This window comes from Xenophilus sp. Marseille-Q4582 (assembly GCF_916700565.1).
In the GTDB taxonomy this organism is placed as follows: domain Bacteria; phylum Pseudomonadota; class Gammaproteobacteria; order Burkholderiales; family Burkholderiaceae_C; genus Xenophilus.
The window spans coordinates 398,826-412,673 of sequence record NZ_CAKAKO010000002.1; the positions used below are offsets into that span (position 1 = coordinate 398,826).

The window sequence follows — 13,848 nt, forward strand, 5'->3', positions numbered from 1 at the left end:
CCTCTGCATCCTTGATTGGAGACCGCCCCATGAAGACCATCCAGGGCCCCGCCATCTTCCTGGCCCAGTTCGCCGGCGATGCCGCGCCCTTCGACTCGCTCGACGCCATCGCCGGCTGGGCCGCCGGCCTGGGCTACCAGGGCGTGCAGATCCCGAGCTGGGACAGCCGCCTGATCGATCTGAAGAAGGCCGCCGAAAGCCAGACCTACTGCGACGAGATCACCGGCACGCTGGCCGCGCATGGGCTGAAGATCAGCGAACTTTCCAGCCACCTGCAGGGCCAGCTGGTCGCGGTGCATCCGGCCTACGACGCGGGCTTCGACGGCTTCGCGGCGCCCGAGGTGCGCGGCAACCCCGTGGCGCGCCAGCAATGGGCGGTGGAGCAGCTGCATCTGGCGGCCCGGGCCTCGCAGCGGCTCGGGCTCACGGCACATGCCACCTTCTCGGGTGCGCTGGCCTGGCCCTACTTCTATTCGTGGCCGCCGCGGCCGGCCGGCCTGATCGAGGAAGCCTTCGACGAGCTGGCGCGGCGCTGGAAGCCCATCCTGGACGCCTTCGATGCCGCGGGCGTGGACGTGGGCTACGAGATCCACCCCGGCGAGGACCTGCACGACGGCGTGAGCTACGAGATGTTCCTGGAGCGCGTCGGCCATCACCCGCGCGCCAACCTGCTCTACGACCCGAGCCATTTCGTGCTGCAGCAGCTCGATTACCTGGCCTACATTGACCACTACCACGAGCGCATCAAGCTCTTTCACGTGAAGGACGCCGAGTTCAACCCCACCGGCAAGCAGGGCGTGTACGGCGGCTTCCAGAGCTGGGTCAACCGGGCCGGCCGCTTCCGTTCGCTGGGGGACGGGCAGGTGGATTTCGGCGCCGTGTTCTCCAAGATGGCGCAGTACGACTTCGGCGGCTGGGCCGTGCTCGAATGGGAGTGCTGCCTCAAGCACCCCGAGGACGGCGCGCGCGAGGGCGCGCAGTTCATTGCCGACCACATCATCCGCGTGGCCGACCGGGCATTCGACGACTTTGCCGCCGGCGAGGTGGACCGCGCCGGCAACCGGCGGATGCTGGGCCTGGGCTGAGGCCGGCCGGCGATCGGGGCCCCGGCGCGCAGCGCACGGGCGATGGCAGCCGCCGCCCGGGCCGGTTACAATCCCAGAGTTTCGCTCGCACGACGACGCGCATCGCCCCCTCGCGCGGGCACGGCGCCCCGGCACTCGCGGCCGGCCCGGTTCCGAGGCCCTGCCCGCTCGAAGCGTCCATCCGCACCGCTGTTGCCCCGCCTGCCCCGGCAGCGGCCCACCGGTGTGCCTGACGGCCAGGTGCGCCGCCCGCCGTCCGCGCCTGCGAACTTGTCAGCCCGGTCGCATTCCTTCCGGGCGGCGGTGCCTGTGGGGCCCGCTGGACTGGAGGCGCGCCCAGGCGCGCACATGCTGAAAGGACGGACCGAAATGGCCAAGGAAGAACTCATTGAAATGCAGGGGGCGGTGACGGAAGTGCTGCCCGACTCGCGCTACCGCGTCACGCTGGAAAACGGCCACGAGGTCATCGCCTACAGCGGCGGCAAGGTGCGCAAGAACCACATCCGCATCATCCTGGGCGACAAGGTGTCGCTGGAGATGTCGCCCTACGACCTGACCAAGGGCCGCATCACCTTCCGCCATCTGGAGCGCCGCGGCCCGCCGCCCACCGGGCGCTGAGCCGGCCGCCGCGCTGCCGGCGCCCCGTGCAGCCTGCGGGCTGAAGCCTCCCTCGGGAGGCTTTTTTCATCGCGGGGACGTTCGGGAAACGTGCCCCGGGAGCCGCGGACCTCGCGCAGTGCGCCTACATGCCCGTCCCAGTGCGCGGCGGCGCCTCATGGCCGCGCGCGCGCAACTCCCGATCTCTTGCAGGACAACTGCCCGACCTGCATTTGCCGCCGCGCAGCGGCCCGGGCCGATGGCATGCTCGCCGTCAACGGGCCTGGAGCCGTGGGTGGTCAGCTTTTCTGGCCGCCGGCGGGGCCCGGCAGACCATGAAAGGACAGCCATGATCAAGATCGGAATCGTTGACGACCATGCCGTCGTGCGCGCCGGCCTGCGCGACTTCTTCTCCACCCATGTGGACCTGCGGGTGGTGGGCGAGGCGGCCTCGGGCCGCGAGGCCATCGATCTGGTGCGCAACACCGAGATCGACGTGCTGCTGATGGACCTGTCCATGCCCGGGCAGAGCGGGCTGGACGCGCTGTCCATGATCCGCGCCAAGGCGCCGGACATGGGCGTGCTGATCCTCAGCAGCTACCCGGAAGAGCACTACGCCATGAACCTGATCCGCCAGGGTGCGAGCGGCTACCTGAACAAGGAATGCGAACCCGACGAGATCGTCAAGGCCGTGCGCACCATCGCGCTGGGCCGCCGCTACATCACGCCGGCCGTGGCCGACCTGCTGGCCAACCAGCTGGGCAAGAAGGACAACGCCGCCCCGCACGAGCAGCTGTCGGAGCGCGAGTTCCAGGTCTTCCTGAAGCTGGCCAAGGGCGAGACCGTGGGCAAGATCGGCGAAGACCTTTCGCTGTCGGTCAAGACCATCAGCACCTACCGCACCCGCCTGATGGAAAAGCTGGCGCTGCAGACCAACAGCGACCTGACCTACTACGCCATGAAGGCGCAGCTCATCAACTGAGAGCCGGTTCCGAGCGAGAACCGGAATCGGCCCGGGCGGCCTTCGGGCCGCGCGGCATGGGCGGCCGCCGCAAGCCGCGCGCGACGCCAGGGCGCGTTGCCGCCTGCCGCGCATGCGGTGGCCCGGGCCGATGGCGCCGATGGCGACGATTGCGCCGACACTGGCGGCATGAACGAAGCCGACTCTCAGATCCACATTCCGCCCGCCTTCCTCGCCCTCTACAGCGACCGCCGCCAGCGCCTCACCCTGCCGCCCGCCCAGGTCCACCAGCGCCACGAACTGTGCGAAGACCTGGCGCAGATGCTCGTCGAGACCGCCCGCGCCCAGTCGCATGGCGGCACGGTGAGCGAAGCGGCCGTGCTGGCCCGCTGCCATGCCGGCCTGGCGCAGGGCGACTCCGGCCTGTCGGCGCCGGAGGCGCAGTGGGTGACTCAGCGCCTGGCCGAGCTGCTGGAGTGGCCCATTCCCGAATTTCCCGCCGAAGAGGCGTGAACCGAGCCCCCTTCCGGCACGGCGGCTTCGCGGCATACGCCACGTCCGCGCGATCTGCGTGCGCGCGCCGGCCGAGGCCGGGCACGCGGCGGTGCGATGATTCCGTTTTAGGAAAAAAGGATTCATCGGTCGGACCGAAAAGGGGGCGCTTGAACAAGCAGCAGGCCTACATCGGCGCGCTGGAGCTGGCCATCCGTGCTCTGGACAGCGCCTTCGTGCGCGCCAACGCGGCCGAGGTGGTGCGGCCGCTGCGCCCTCTGGCCGAGCTCTGGCAATTGAGTGGCGCCGAGCGCGACGCGGCCGAGCGCGCCGACCTGGCGGCCTACGACGTGGCTCCCGACCACTGGGGCGCCCGGCTGGCGCTGATGTCGGCCTTCGAGGCGCTGCACGCCGCGCTGCGCGTGGCGGCCTCCCGTTCGGCGTACCACGATCCGCAGGCCAGCGCCTGGCGAGACGCCACGGCGCGCGCGCAGGAAGCCTCGCGCCTGGCCTGCGAAGCGGCGCGGGTGTTCCACGAAGCCGGCCTGCCGCCGCGCCTGCCGCGCGCGCCCGGCGGTGCGGCGCCGCCGGCTTGCGCACCAGCCTCGGCCGAGGCCGCCATCGCCAGCGCGCGGGCTGCGCCTTCGGGCCCGGCCGGGGACGCCGAAGCGGCGCCGGCCGCCCGGGCGGCGGCGGACCCGGCGGCGCAAAGCGGCTGGATGCACCTGCGCTGACGCGCCTCGCGGCCACCCCCGGAGCGCCCGGCCCGCCTGCTGTCCGCCGTGGCTCAGCAGGAAAGGCGGCAAACGCGTAGGCTCGGGGGCTGGAGACCACCCCGGAGCCAGCATGCGCCCCCCAGCCGACACGGCACGCGCCCCTCTTTCGCCCACCTCGCCCCCGACCGGGCCCGACCTGCCGCTTTCGCCCGCACGGGCCTGGGCGATGCTGCTGATCCTGAGCAGCGCCTTCCTCCTGAGCCAGGCCTTCCGCACCATCGCTGCCATCATGGCCGCGCCGCTGGCGCAGGAATTCGGCCTGTCGGCGCAGGCATTGGGCGTGTTCGCGGGCGCCTTCCATTTCGCCTTCGGCGCGCTGCAGCTCTTCATGGGCATCGGCATCGACCTGCAGGGCCTGCGGCGCACGGTGCTGGTGGCCTTTCCGCTCGCCATCCTCGGGGCCGTGCTGTCGGCGCTCGCGCCCAGCTTTCAATGGCTGCTGCTGGGGCAGGTGCTGATCGGCATCGGCTGTGCGCCGGCCTTCCTGGTCTGCACGGTGTTCATCGCGCGGCAGTTCGCACCCGAGCGCTTCGCGGCCGTGTCGGGCGCCATCCTGGGCTTCGGCAGCGTGGGCATGCTGCTCACGGGTACGCCGCTCGCGTGGCTGATCGAGGCCAGTTCCTGGCGCATGGGCTTCTGGGTGCTGGCCGCGCTGTCGGTCGTGGCCTGGGGCGCCATCGCGATGTGCGTGCGCGAACCGCGCCCCGCGGCGGCCGCGGGCGCCCCGCGCGAGTCGCTGGGCCAGGCCGTGCGCACCTTCGGCGGCCTGCTGCTGATGCCGCACACGCTGGGCATCGTGGTGCTGGCGCTGGTCACCTACGCCTCCTTCGTCGCGCTGCGCGGGCTGTGGCTGGGGCCGATGCTGATGCAGCGGCATGGTTTCTCGCTCATCGCGAGCGGCAACGTGGCGCTCATCATGACGCTGATCGCCATGTTCAGCCCGCCGCTGTTCGGCCGGCTGGACCCGGGCCCCGCGCGTCGCCGCCGCTGGATCGCCGGCTTCACTTTGCTGGTGGCCGCGCTGTTCGGCGCCATGGGCTTTGCGGTGAACGCCGTGCTCGACGTGGCGCTGATCATGGCCGTGGGCTTCCTGTCGGGCTACATGGTGCTGCAGTACCCCGACGTGAAAGGCGCCTACCCGGCCGCGGTCACGGGTCGCGCCATGGCCCTGTTCACCATGGCCATGTTCCTGGGCGTGGCCCTGATGCAATGGCTGACCGGCGCCATCGCCACCTTCGCGCAGCGCCAGGGGGTCGATCCCTTCCTGGCCGTGTTCATGGCGATCGGGGCGCTGCTGGCTGCGGGCGCGGCGGGCTTCGTGTGGCTGCCCAAGCCGCCTGCGGCGTCGGTGCCGGCGGCGCTGCCTGCGGCTCGCTGAAACGCGAAGGGCCGCCGGCATGTGCCTGCGGCCCTGGGAGGATGCCCTGCGCGGGCTTGGGTGTCAGACGTCGATGTTCGCCGCGCGCAGCGCGTTGGTCTCGATGAACTCGCGGCGCGGCTCCACCTCGTCGCCCATCAGCATGGTGAACACGCGGTCGGCTTCGATGGCGTCATCGATCTGCACGCGCAGCAGGCGGCGCACCTCGGGGTCCATGGTCGTTTCCCACAGCTGCTCGGGGTTCATCTCGCCCAGGCCCTTGTAGCGCTGGCGGCTGGTGGTGCGTTCGGCTTCGCTGATGAGCCAGCGCATGGCCTGGCGGAAGTCGCTCACCTTCTCTTCGCGCGCCTTGTCGCCTTCGCCGCGGCGCACGGTGGCGCCTTCGCTCAGCAGCCCGCGGAAGGTCTGCGCCGCTTCGGCCAGCGCGGCATAGTCGGCGCCGTGCACGAAGTCCTGCGTGATGACGCTGGACTTGATGTTGCCGTGGTGGCGGCGACTGATGCGCAGCAGCGGCTTGTCGCTGCGGGTGTCGAATTCGCTGGCCACTTCGGCCGGCGCGCCGCTGGTGCTCAGTTCGCGCAGCTTGGCCTGCAGCGCGACGGCCGAAGCCTCGGCGGCGGCCGGGGTGTCCAGGTCCAGCGCCACGCCATCGGCGATGGCACGCAGCGCCTCGGCGTCCATGAAGGCCGACAGGCGCTCGATCACCGATTCGGCCACCTGGTGCTTGCGCGCCAGCTCGTCGAGCGTCTCGCCGCGGATCACGGTGGGCGCTTCGCCGCCGCTGCTCACGCTGGCGTCGCGCAGCGCCACGCGCAGCAGGAAGGCGTCCAGCGCGGGGCCGTCCTTGAGGTACAGCTCTTCCTTGCCGTTCTTGACCTTGTACAGCGGCGGTTGCGCGATGTAGATGTGGCCGCGCTCCACCAGCTCGGGCATCTGGCGGTAGAAGAAGGTCAAGAGCAGCGTGCGGATGTGGGCGCCGTCCACGTCGGCGTCGGTCATGATGATGATGCGGTGGTAGCGCAGCTTGGCGACGTTGAAGTCGTCCGCCCCGTTGCCGCCCGTCGCGCCCGCGTTGCCGATGCCGGTGCCCAGCGCGGTGATCAGCGTGACGATTTCATTGCTGGACAGCAGCTTCTCGTAGCGCGCCTTCTCCACGTTCAGGATCTTGCCGCGCAGCGGCAGGATGGCCTGGAACTTCCGGTCGCGGCCCTGCTTGGCGGAGCCGCCGGCGGAGTCGCCCTCCACCAGGTAGATCTCGCACAGCGCGGGGTCCTTCTCCTGGCAGTCGGCCAGCTTGCCGGGCAGGCCCATGCCGTCGAGCACGCCCTTGCGGCGCGTCATCTCGCGGGCCTTGCGCGCGGCCTCGCGGGCCTTGGCGGCTTCCACGATCTTGCCGCAGATGATCTTGGCGTCCTGCGGGCGTTCCTGCAGGAAGTCGGTGAGCAGGCGCCCCACGATGTCTTCCACCGGCGCGCGCACTTCGCTGGAGACCAGCTTGTCCTTGGTCTGGCTCGAGAACTTGGGCTCGGGCACCTTCACGCTCAGCACGCAGCACAGGCCCTCGCGCATATCGTCGCCGCTGACCTCGACCTTGGCCTTCTTGGCCAGGTCGTTCTCCTCGATGTACTTGTTGATGACGCGCGTCATCGCGGCGCGCAGGCCCGTGAGGTGGGTGCCGCCATCGCGCTGCGGGATGTTGTTGGTGAAGCACAGCACGCTCTCGTTGTAGCTGCTGTTCCACTGCATCGCCACTTCCACGCCGATGTGCGTGCCGGGAATGCCGCCATAGGTGTCGGCCGGACGCTCGCCTTCGGCATAGAAGGTGTTGGGGTGCAGCACCGTCTTGCCCTTGTTGATGAACTCCACGAAGCCGCGCACGCCACCGGCGCCTGAGAAATCGTCTTCCTTGCCGCTGCGCTCGTCCTTCAGGCGGATGCGCACGCCGTTGTTCAGGAAACTCAGCTCGCGCAGGCGCTTGGACAGGATCTCGTAGTGGAAGTCGTTGTTTTCCTTGAAGATCTCGGTGTCGGGCAGGAAGTGCACCTCGGTGCCGCGCTTTTCCGTGTCGCCGATCACCTTCATGGGCGAGACCTCGACGCCGTCAATGGTCTCGACGATGCGGTTCTGCACCACGCCCTTGCTGAACTCCAGCGTGTGCACCTTGCCGTCGCGGCGCACCGTCAGGCGCAGCATCTTCGACAGCGCGTTCACGCAGCTCACGCCCACGCCGTGCAGGCCGCCCGAGACCTTGTAGCTGTTCTGGTTGAACTTGCCGCCGGCGTGCAGCTCGGTCAGGGCGATCTCGGCCGCCGAGCGCTTGGGCTCGTGCTTGTCGTCCATCTTCACGCCGGTGGGAATGCCGCGGCCGTTGTCGGTCACGCTGATGGAGTTGTCCGAGTGGATGGTGACGACGATGTCGTCGCAATGGCCGGCCAGCGCCTCGTCGATGGAGTTGTCGACCACCTCGAACACCAGGTGGTGCAGGCCCGTGCCGTCCGAGGTGTCGCCGATGTACATGCCCGGACGCTTGCGCACCGCCTCCAGCCCTTCCAGGATCTGGATGGAGCCTTCGCCGTAGCCATCGCCGCCCACCTCGACCGGGATCGCGCTCTCGATCTCGGCTTCGTACACGGGTTCGGTCTTGGGCTCTTGCGGCTTCTGGTTGTCGCTCATGGTTCTCAAGGCCGCGCAGCGGCCGTCTCGTCTAACTGGCTAGAACCCCCGCTGGGCGGGGGGCAGAGGGTGCTCACGTTCGCGCGAGGCGAATCCGAGGCCGCGCAGCAGGCCTCAGATTCGCATGGGCATCACCACGTACTTGAAATGCGCGTCTTCGGGAATGCTCAGCAGCGCCGAGCTGTTGGCGTCCTGCAGGTCCACCGTCACCATGTCCTGGCTCATGTTGGCCAGCGCGTCGATCAGGTAGGTCACGTTGAAGCCGATCTCGATGGCGTCGCCGCCGTAGTCGATGTCGAGCTCGTCCACGGCCTCTTCCTGCTCGGCATTGTTGGACGCGATGCGCAAGGTGCCGGGCTCGATGTTCAGCCGCACGCCCTTGAACTTCTCGCTCGTCAGGATCGCGGTGCGCTGCAGGCTGGCCAGCAGCGCGGCGCGGCCCAGCGTGACGCTGTTCTTGTGGCCCTTGGGAATCACGCGGTTGTAGTCGGGGAACTTGCCCTCCACCAGCTTGGTGACGAACTCCATGCCGCCGAAGCTGAACTTGGCCTGGTTGTTCGCGAACTGCATCTCGATCTGCGGCTGATCCTCGCCGCCCGCGTCGGACAGCAGGCGCTGCAGCTCGATCACGGTCTTGCGCGGCAGGATGACCTCCTGCTTGGGCACTTCCACGTCCAGCGTGGCGGAGGCGAAGGCCAGGCGGTGGCCGTCGGTCGCCACCAGGCTCAGCTGCTTGCCCTCGGCCACGAACAGGATGCCGTTGAGGTAGTAGCGGATGTCATGCACCGCCATCGCGAAGGAGACCTGCGAGAGCAGGGTCTTGAGCGTCTTCTGCGGCACGCTGAAGGCGGGGCCGAAGCTGGCCGATTCCTGCACCAGCGGGAAGTCCTCGGCCGGAAGCGACTGCAGCGTGAAGCGGCTCTTGCCGCCCTTGAGCACCAGCTTGTTGGCGCTCGACTCCAGGCTCACCGTCTGGTCCGAAGGCATGGTGCGCAGGATGTCGATCAGCTTGCGCGCGCCCACCGTGGTGGTGAAGGCGCCTTCGTCGCCGCCCAGCGTGGCGCTGGTGCGGATCTGGATCTCCAGGTCGCTGGTGGTCAGGTGCAGCTGGTCGCCGTCCTTGCGGATCAGCACGTTGGCCAGGATCGGCAGCGTGTGCCGGCGCTCGACGATGCCCGCCACCGACTGCAGTGCAGCCAAAACTTCGTTCTGGGGTGCTTTCCAAACAATCATGAATGTCCTCTTTGACGACTCTTCTCAGCCAGAGCGCCGCATTGTCTCCAAGCGGCGTGACGGATCCCTCTTCCCGATTTCAGGCGCATCAACCCTTGAGCGTCTGTTCCAGCACGTGCAACTGCTGGTTCAGCTCCGTCAACTGCTGGCGCTCACCCGAGATCTTGCGCACGGCATGCAGCACCGTGGTGTGGTCGCGGCCGCCGAAGAGCTCGCCGATCTCGGGCAGGCTCTTTTGCGTCAACTCCTTGGCCAGGTACATCGCGATCTGGCGCGGCCGCGCGATCGAGGCCGGGCGCTTCTTGCTGTACATGTCGGCGACCTTGATCTTGTAGTAGTCGGCCACCGTCTTCTGGATGTTCTCCACGCTGATCTGGCGGTTCTGGATCGACAGCAGGTCGCGCAGCGCCTCGCGCGCGAGCTGGATGGAAATCTCTTTCTGATTGAAGCGCGAGTACGCCAGGATCTTGCGCAGCGCGCCCTCGAGCTCGCGCACGTTCGAGCGCACGTTCTTGGCCACGAAGAAGGCCACTTCCTCGGGCATTTCCGCGCCCTCGACGATCGCCTTGTTGATCAGGATCGCCACGCGCATCTCGAGCTCGGGCGGCTCGATCGCCACCGTCAGGCCCGAGTCGAAGCGCGAGACCAGGCGCTCATGGATGTCCGTCAGGCCCTTCGGGTAGGTGTCCGAGGTCATGACGATGTGGCTCTTCTTGGCCAGCAGCGCCTCGAAGGCGTTGAAGAACTCTTCCTGCGTGCGGTCCTTGTTGGCGAAGAACTGCACGTCGTCGATCAGCAGCAGATCGAGCGAGTGGTAGCGCTCCTTGAACTCGTCGAACGTCTTGCGCTGGTAGGCCTTGACCACATCCGACACGAACTGCTCCGCATGGATGTAGAGAACCTTGGCGTCCGCCCGGTCGGCCAGCAGCTTGTTGCCCACGGCGTGCATCAGGTGGGTCTTGCCCAGGCCGACGCCGCCGTAGATGAAGAGCGGGTTGTACAGGTGCCCGGGCGTGCCGGCCACATGCATGGCCGCCGCGCGCGCCATGCGGTTGGCCGACCCCTCCACCAGCGTGTCGAAGGTCAGCTGCGCGTTGAGCCGGTTCTTGAGCAGGCCGGGCGGCTCCTCCGGCGCCCCGGGCGCGCTGGGGACTTCGCGCGGCACGTCCATTTCCGCCACCGCGGGCATCACCGGGGCCGGCCGGACGGGCGTTTCGCGCGGAGTGATCGCCAACTCGATGGTGACCGACTGGCCCGAGAGATTGCCGGCCATGTCGGCGATGCGGGCCGCGTACTGGGCGCGGATCCAGTCCAGCTTGAAGCGGTTGGCGACGAAGATGGTGATGCGCGACAGATCGTCCGCCACCTGCGCGGTGAGCGGCTTGATCCAGGTGTTGAACTGCTGTTCGGAAAGCTCCTGGGCCAGTTGATCGACACAGGCCTGCCACAGGCTGGCGGCGATGTCTTCAGCGGACATGGAGGCGGGCGCCCGACGGATGAGCCGCGGGTCCGATGTGATAGGTGTTGTGGATAGACGGCTTCGACATGCGCGGCCCATTCTAACTTGTCACAAACTTATCCACACCCCTTGACCGCCGCGCGCAAAGCAGGCTGGCAACGGTGCGCGAGCCGTCCGGCATTGTCGGAAAGCGGTTTGTTTGTGATAATCGCGGGTTTCCCTGCAACCCTCGCATCCGGCGCCTGTCCGATTTCGGGCCAGGTCCGGCACGGATGCCGGCCGGTTCGGGGCAGCACTGAGCCCGGCGGCCGCCATCCGGCATCGCAGGGATCTCGCGCCGACAGCCCCGTCGGTCTGGTGCGGTCGGCGGCGCTGCGCATGAACTTCTCATGCCGCAGGCCTCCGCGTGACCCAGGCCTGGATGGATGCCGCCGGCACCCACAGGAATATTCAGATCATGAAGCGCACCTATCAACCGTCCAAGACCCGTCGTGCCCGCACCCACGGCTTCCTCGTCCGCATGAAGACCCGTGGCGGCCGCGCCGTCATCAATGCGCGCCGCGCCAAGGGTCGCAAGCGCCTGGCTGTCTGAGCTTGCATCGGCCGCCTGCGGCGCTGACTGAACCGGCCGTGCATCGGCTGCAGACGCGCGCCCAGTTCCAGGCGGCACTGTCCGGCTCCACCGTGGCGCGGACGGCGCATTTCGCGCTGCACCGTTGTGCTCTCGATGCGCCTGCCGGCGCAGGCGAAGGCACGTCCCGAGCGGCGCTGTGGCCAGGGGGCGGCGTCTGGCTGGGCGCCATGACGCCCAAGCGCTGGGCCCGCCGTGCCGTCACGCGCAATGCCATCCGTCGGCAGATCTATGCCCTCGGCGGTGCGCTGGCCCCGGCCTTGCCGCCGGCCGCGCATGTGGTGCGCCTGCGGGCAGCCTTCGACCGCAGCCGGTTTCCCAGCGCCAGTTCCGCGGCGCTGAAAGCGGCCGTGCGCGCGGAACTGCAGCAGCTGTTCGCGCGGGCCGCGCGCGGCAGCGGCGCTGCGGCCGGCGCCAAGGCCAGGCCCTCCGTCGAGAAGGGCGCCTGATGCAGCGTCTTCTGATTGCCATCGTCCGCGGCTACCGTCTTCTGCTCAGCCCCTGGCTGGGCAGCGCGTGCCGTTTCTCGCCCACCTGTTCCGCCTACGCCATCGAGGCACTGGAGCGCCACGGCGCCTGGCGCGGTGGCGGCCTGAGCGCCTGGCGCCTGATGCGCTGCGGGCCGTGGTGCGCGGGGGGCCATGATCCGGTGCCGGCCGCGCGGCCGCGCCCATCGGCGGCCGGGCTGTTCACCTCTCTCGTTTCCAAGACCCGCAAGTCCTCGTCATGAACGACATTCGTCGCACCATCCTCTGGGTGATCTTCGGCTTCTCACTGGTCATGCTGTGGGATCAATGGCAGGTGCACAACGGTCGCCAGCCCACCTTCCTGCCTTCTGCCAAGCCGCCGGCGGCGGCGCCGGCCGACCCTGCTGCGGCGGGCGGTGCGGCCGGCGCGTCGGGCGTGCCCTCGGCCGCGGCCGGCTCGGCGGCGCCGGCCGGCACGCCCCCCACGGCCGCCGCCACCGCCGCCGCCGCTGCCACCAGCGAGAAGGTGCAGGTGCAGACTGACGTCTACAACGCCGTGCTCGACGGCCAGGGCGGCACACTCTCGCGCCTGGAGCTGAGCCAGTACATCGAGGAGAAGGAGCGCACGGGCCTGATGCCCTGGTTCCGCCGCATCACGGGCCAGGCCGAGGTGCCGGTGCGCGACCACCCGGTGCTGCTGATGGACGACGCCAGCCCGGCCACGCGCTACCTCGCGCAGACCGGCCTGCTCAATCCGGTGGCCGGCGGCGGCGCCTTCCCCACGCACCTGAGCCTGATGGCCGTCAAGCCCGGCCCGTACAAGCTGGCCGAAGGCCAGAACCAGCTGGACGTGGTGTTCGAATCGCAGCCGGCCGGCGGCATCAAGTACGTCAAGACCTACCAGTTCCGCCGCGGCGACTACGTGATCCGCGTGAAGCACGACGTGGTGAACGTGAGCGACCAGCCGCGCGAGCCGCAGCTGTACATGCAGCTCACGCGCCATGGCGCCGACCAGGGTGGCTCCATGTTCGGCACCAGCACCTTCTCGGGTCCGGCCGTCTACACCAACGAGAAGAAGTTCCACAAGGTGTCGTTCGCTGACATCTCGAAGAACAAGGCCGAGCTGCCGCCCGCCGCGCAGGACGGCTGGATCGCGATGGTCCAGCATTACTTCGCCTCGGCCTGGCTGCTGAACCTGCCCGGCAGCGACAACCTCAAGCGCGAGTTCCGCGTGTCCGACCTGGGCAGCAACCAATACGCGATCTCCATGGTCGCGAGCCTGCCTTCGCTGGCGCCCGGCGCGACCCAGACCGTGGAAAGCAGCCTGTTCGCCGGCCCGGCCGACGAAAAGAAGCTGGAAGTGCTGGCGCCGGGCCTGGAGCTGATCAAGGACTACGGCATCTTCGCCATCATCTCCAAGCCGCTGTACTGGCTGCTGGACAAGCTGCACAGCCTCCTGGGCAACTGGGGCTGGGCGATCGTGGCGCTGGTGGTGCTGCTCAAGGCCGCCTTCTACTGGCTCAACGCCAAGGCCTACGCCAGCATGGCGAAGATGAAGAAGATCAACCCGCGCATCATGGAAATGCGCGAGCGCCTGAAGGACAAGCCGCAGGAGATGCAGCAGGAGATGATGCGCATCTACCGCGACGAGAAGGTCAACCCGCTGGGCGGCTGCTTCCCGATCGTGATCCAGATCCCGGTGTTCATCGCGCTGTACTGGGTGCTGCTATCGTCGGTGGAAATGCGCCATGCGCCCTGGATCCTGTGGATCCGCGACCTGTCGGCCCCCGATCCGTGGTTCATCCTGCCGCTGGTGATGACCGGCACCACGCTGCTGCAGACCTGGCTCAACCCCACGCCGCCCGATCCGCTGCAGGCGCGCCTGATGTGGATCATGCCGCTGGCCTTCAGCGTGATGTTCTTCATCTTCCCGGCCGGCCTGGTGCTGTACTGGATCACCAACAACATCCTGTCCATCGCGCAGCAGTGGTTCATCAACAAGCGCCTGGGTGTGCTGGGCAAATAGTCCGCCGGCCCTGACCGCTTCCCGCAGAGAAAGGCCGCGCGAGCGGCCTTTTTCCATGGCGCCCCGGCCC

At 68.7% G+C, this 13,848-nt stretch carries 13 protein-coding genes; 10 read left to right on the top strand and 3 right to left on the bottom strand.

Going from position 1 to position 13,848, the window contains the following annotated elements; all coding sequences use genetic code 11:
- Positions 1 to 29 precede the first annotated feature (29 nt).
- From LG388_RS07145 to LG388_RS07170, 6 genes are all read left to right on the top strand, one after another.
- Positions 30 to 1,085, top strand: coding sequence for a sugar phosphate isomerase/epimerase (locus tag LG388_RS07145; protein ID WP_225782174.1), 1,056 nt, complete (start codon positions 30 to 32; stop codon positions 1,083 to 1,085).
- Between the two features lie 369 nt (positions 1,086 to 1,454).
- Positions 1,455 to 1,703, top strand: a complete 249-nt coding sequence (infA, locus tag LG388_RS07150) for a translation initiation factor IF-1 (protein ID WP_225782748.1) — start codon at positions 1,455 to 1,457, stop codon at positions 1,701 to 1,703.
- Between the two features lie 328 nt (positions 1,704 to 2,031).
- Positions 2,032 to 2,664 carry a response regulator transcription factor gene (locus LG388_RS07155; RefSeq protein WP_225782175.1) on the top strand — a complete coding sequence of 211 codons (633 nt, stop codon included), beginning with the start codon at positions 2,032 to 2,034 and terminating at the stop codon, positions 2,662 to 2,664.
- A 168-nt stretch (positions 2,665 to 2,832) separates the two neighbouring features.
- Positions 2,833 to 3,156: a hypothetical protein gene (locus LG388_RS07160; RefSeq protein ID WP_225782176.1), complete on the top strand. Its 324-nt coding sequence runs from the start codon at positions 2,833 to 2,835 to the stop codon at positions 3,154 to 3,156.
- Positions 3,157 to 3,305: 149 nt separating this feature from the next.
- Positions 3,306 to 3,869 (top strand): hypothetical protein, encoded by a 564-nt coding sequence (locus LG388_RS07165; protein ID WP_225782177.1) that lies wholly within the window; start codon positions 3,306 to 3,308, stop codon positions 3,867 to 3,869.
- Positions 3,870 to 3,981: 112 nt separating this feature from the next.
- Positions 3,982 to 5,289 (top strand): MFS transporter, encoded by a 1,308-nt coding sequence (locus tag LG388_RS07170; protein ID WP_370630114.1) that lies wholly within the window; start codon positions 3,982 to 3,984, stop codon positions 5,287 to 5,289.
- A gap of 63 nt (positions 5,290 to 5,352) precedes the next feature.
- On the opposite strand, the gene gyrB is transcribed toward LG388_RS07170, so the two are convergent.
- From gyrB to dnaA, 3 genes are all read right to left on the bottom strand, one after another.
- A complete protein-coding gene (gene gyrB / locus LG388_RS07175; protein WP_225782178.1) occupies positions 5,353 to 7,962 on the bottom strand; it encodes a DNA topoisomerase (ATP-hydrolyzing) subunit B in 2,610 nt (869 codons plus the stop codon).
- Between the two features lie 114 nt (positions 7,963 to 8,076).
- Positions 8,077 to 9,195, bottom strand: coding sequence for a DNA polymerase III subunit beta (gene dnaN / locus LG388_RS07180; protein WP_225782179.1), 1,119 nt, complete (start codon positions 9,193 to 9,195; stop codon positions 8,077 to 8,079).
- 88 nt (positions 9,196 to 9,283) lie between these two features.
- Complete coding sequence (gene dnaA / locus LG388_RS07185; RefSeq protein WP_225782180.1) at positions 9,284 to 10,672, bottom strand: chromosomal replication initiator protein DnaA; 1,389 nt, start codon at positions 10,670 to 10,672, stop codon at positions 9,284 to 9,286.
- A 439-nt stretch (positions 10,673 to 11,111) separates the two neighbouring features.
- On the opposite strand from dnaA, the gene rpmH reads away from it, so the two are divergent.
- From rpmH to yidC, 4 genes are read left to right on the top strand one after another with little or no spacing between them, the layout of a single operon-like run.
- Entirely contained in the window at positions 11,112 to 11,246 is a 135-nt protein-coding gene (rpmH, locus tag LG388_RS07190) for a 50S ribosomal protein L34 (protein ID WP_005798102.1), read from the top strand.
- 38 nt (positions 11,247 to 11,284) lie between these two features.
- Complete coding sequence (locus tag LG388_RS07195; protein WP_225782181.1) at positions 11,285 to 11,734, top strand: ribonuclease P protein component; 450 nt, start codon at positions 11,285 to 11,287, stop codon at positions 11,732 to 11,734.
- Positions 11,731 to 12,015 carry a membrane protein insertion efficiency factor YidD gene (yidD, locus tag LG388_RS07200; RefSeq protein WP_225782750.1) on the top strand — a complete coding sequence of 95 codons (285 nt, stop codon included), beginning with the start codon at positions 11,731 to 11,733 and terminating at the stop codon, positions 12,013 to 12,015. The genes LG388_RS07195 and yidD overlap by 4 nt, the downstream gene beginning before the upstream one ends.
- On the top strand, positions 12,012 to 13,778 hold the full coding sequence (yidC, locus tag LG388_RS07205; RefSeq protein ID WP_225782182.1) for a membrane protein insertase YidC: 1,767 nt from the start codon (positions 12,012 to 12,014) through the stop codon (positions 13,776 to 13,778). Before yidD ends, yidC begins: the two co-directional genes overlap by 4 nt.
- The last annotated feature ends 70 nt before the right edge of the window (positions 13,779 to 13,848 follow it).

Bases quoted from the DNA above. Each gene is read 5' to 3' on its own strand.
- LG388_RS07145 (WP_225782174.1), top strand. From the start codon at position 30: ATGAAGACCATCCAGGGCCCCGCCATCTTCCTGGCCCAGTTCGCCGGC.
- infA (WP_225782748.1), top strand. From the start codon at position 1,455: ATGGCCAAGGAAGAACTCATTGAAATGCAGGGGGCGGTGACGGAAGTG.
- LG388_RS07155 (WP_225782175.1), top strand. From the start codon at position 2,032: ATGATCAAGATCGGAATCGTTGACGACCATGCCGTCGTGCGCGCCGGC.
- LG388_RS07160 (WP_225782176.1), top strand. From the start codon at position 2,833: ATGAACGAAGCCGACTCTCAGATCCACATTCCGCCCGCCTTCCTCGCC.
- LG388_RS07170 (WP_370630114.1), top strand. From the start codon at position 3,982: ATGCGCCCCCCAGCCGACACGGCACGCGCCCCTCTTTCGCCCACCTCG.
- gyrB (WP_225782178.1), bottom strand. From the start codon at position 7,962: ATGAGCGACAACCAGAAGCCGCAAGAGCCCAAGACCGAACCCGTGTAC.
- dnaN (WP_225782179.1), bottom strand. From the start codon at position 9,195: ATGATTGTTTGGAAAGCACCCCAGAACGAAGTTTTGGCTGCACTGCAG.
- dnaA (WP_225782180.1), bottom strand. From the start codon at position 10,672: ATGTCCGCTGAAGACATCGCCGCCAGCCTGTGGCAGGCCTGTGTCGAT.
- rpmH (WP_005798102.1), top strand. From the start codon at position 11,112: ATGAAGCGCACCTATCAACCGTCCAAGACCCGTCGTGCCCGCACCCAC.
- yidC (WP_225782182.1), top strand. From the start codon at position 12,012: ATGAACGACATTCGTCGCACCATCCTCTGGGTGATCTTCGGCTTCTCA.